2 protein-coding genes and 1 pseudogene are annotated in these 1,879 nt (G+C 74.4%); all 3 read left to right on the top strand.

Annotated features, from left to right (window positions below; genetic code table 11):
- Window positions 1–214: pseudogene (locus ACR2JA_RS19820) on the top strand (translesion DNA synthesis-associated protein ImuA); the annotation flags it as partial.
- Entirely contained in the window at window positions 159–1,469 is a 1,311-nt protein-coding gene (locus ACR2JA_RS19825; protein WP_434010778.1) for a DNA polymerase Y family protein, read from the top strand. The pseudogene ACR2JA_RS19820 and the gene ACR2JA_RS19825, both read left to right, overlap by 56 nt.
- 9 nt (window positions 1,470–1,478) lie before the next feature.
- Window positions 1,479–1,879, top strand: a 401-nt coding sequence (locus ACR2JA_RS19830; protein ID WP_434010779.1) for a PHP domain-containing protein, incomplete at its 3' end; no start/stop codon positions are given.

Here is a 1,879-nt window from a genome sequence, read left to right on the forward strand (position 1 = left end):
GGGCTGGGCGCTGCGGGTGGAGGTGCTCAAACGCAAGGGCCCGCCGCTGGACCGCGCGCTGACCCTGTCCGCACCGCCCGCCGGCCTGCCCGCGGTCTGGCCCGCGCGGCTGGCCGAGGCCGGCCGGTCCCTGTCTGTGATCCCGAGCGAGGCCGGCCATGCTGTGGTCCGCGCTGAAGCTATCGAACACCGACGAACCGCTCGCTTCCACTGACCCGGCGCTGCAGGCGCTGGCGGTCTGGGCGCTGCAGTTCACGCCCCGCGTCGCCATCGCCGAAGAGGCCGTGTTGCTGGAAGTGGCGGCCAGCCTGCGCCTGTTCGGCGGAGGGGCGGCGCTGCGCGAACGCCTGTGGCCCGGCGCGCAGGAACTGGGCGCCACCGCCCTGGCCTGGGCGCCCAACGCCCTGGCCGCGCTGGCGCTGGCGCGCGCCGGGCTGGAAGACGGCCTGCGCGCGCCGCTGGCCACGCTGCTCGACCCGCTGCCGCTGGGCGTGCTCAGCGCCCTGCGGCCGCATGGGCAGACCCTCTCGCACATCGGCTGCCGCACCCTGGGCGACGTGCGGCGCCTGCCGCGCGGCGGCCTGGCCCGGCGCTTCGACGCCGCGCTGCTGCGCGCGCTCGACCAGGCCTACGGCCACGCGCCGCAGACGCACGACTGGGTGCGACTGCCCGAACGCTTCGAGGCGCGGCTGGAGCTGCCGCACCGGGTGGACGATGCCACCGCGCTGGTCTTCGGCGCGCGCCGCCTGTTGCTGCAACTGGCAGCCTGGCTGGCCGCGCGCCAGCAGGGCACCACCGCCTTCACCCTGCACTGGGCACACGACGCCCTGCGCTCGCGCGGCGCGGGCGAGGGCGGGCAGTTGACGGTGCGCACGGCCGAACCCACGCGCGCGGTGGACCACCTTTCGCGCCTGCTGGCCGAACACCTGGCGCGCGTGACGCTGGCCGCGCCGGTGGGCGACCTGCGCCTGACCGCGGACGAGGTACGGTCGCTGCCGCAGCTCAGCGCGTCCTGGTTGCCGGACACCGCCGAGGGGCAGGAACCGCTGGCCCATGTGCTCGAACGCCTGTCGGTGCGGCTGGGGGCCGACCGTGTGTTGCGCCCGCGGCTGTGCGCCGACCACCGGCCCGAACACGCCAACCGCTGGCAACCGGTGGGCCAGCCGCTGCCGGCCGGCGCGCGCAGCGTGCCGCCCCCCGCCTGGCCCCAGCCGGCCCTGTTGCTGGAACAGCCACAACGCCTGCTGGTGCGCCAGCACCGGCCGCAGTACCAGGGCGAGCTGCAACTGCTGCTGGGGCCGCAACGCATTGAAGACGGCTGGTGGGACCGCGATGAGGCGCAGGACTGCGCCCGCCACGCGGTGCGCGACTACTGGGTCGCGCGTTCGCCGTCGGCGGGTTTCGTGTGGGTGTTTCAGACCCGGCTGGCCGAAGAACCGGCGTGGTACCTGCATGGCGTGTTTGCCTGAAGACCCGCCATGTCCCTGCCCGACCACGCCGAGCTGCTGTGCTGCTCCAACTTCACCTTCCTGCGCGGGGCCAGCCACCCGGCGGAACTGGTCGAACGCGCGAAGGCCATGGGCTACGCCGCCCTGGCCATCACCGACGAATGTTCCATGGCCGGCATCGCGCAGGCCCACGTGGCGGCCAAGAAAGCGCAGCTGCCGCTCATCGTGGGCAGCCAGTTCCGCGTGCAGGCCGACGGCGCACCCACCGGCGACTTCACGCTGGTGCTGCTGGCCACCAGCCTCAACGGCTACGGCAACCTCTGCACCTTCATCACGCGCTTGCGGCGCGCGGCCGACAAAGGCACGTACCGCCTTGCGCTGGCCGGCATCGATGCGGCCGCGCTCGGCGACTGCGTGGCCATCGCCGTGCC

The organism is Hydrogenophaga sp. (genome assembly GCF_051007235.1).
GTDB lineage: Bacteria > Pseudomonadota > Gammaproteobacteria > Burkholderiales > Burkholderiaceae_C > Hydrogenophaga.

Coding starts and splice junctions, on each gene's coding strand:
- ACR2JA_RS19825 (WP_434010778.1), top strand. CDS start 159: ATGCTGTGGTCCGCGCTGAAGCTATCGAACACCGACGAACCGCTCGCT.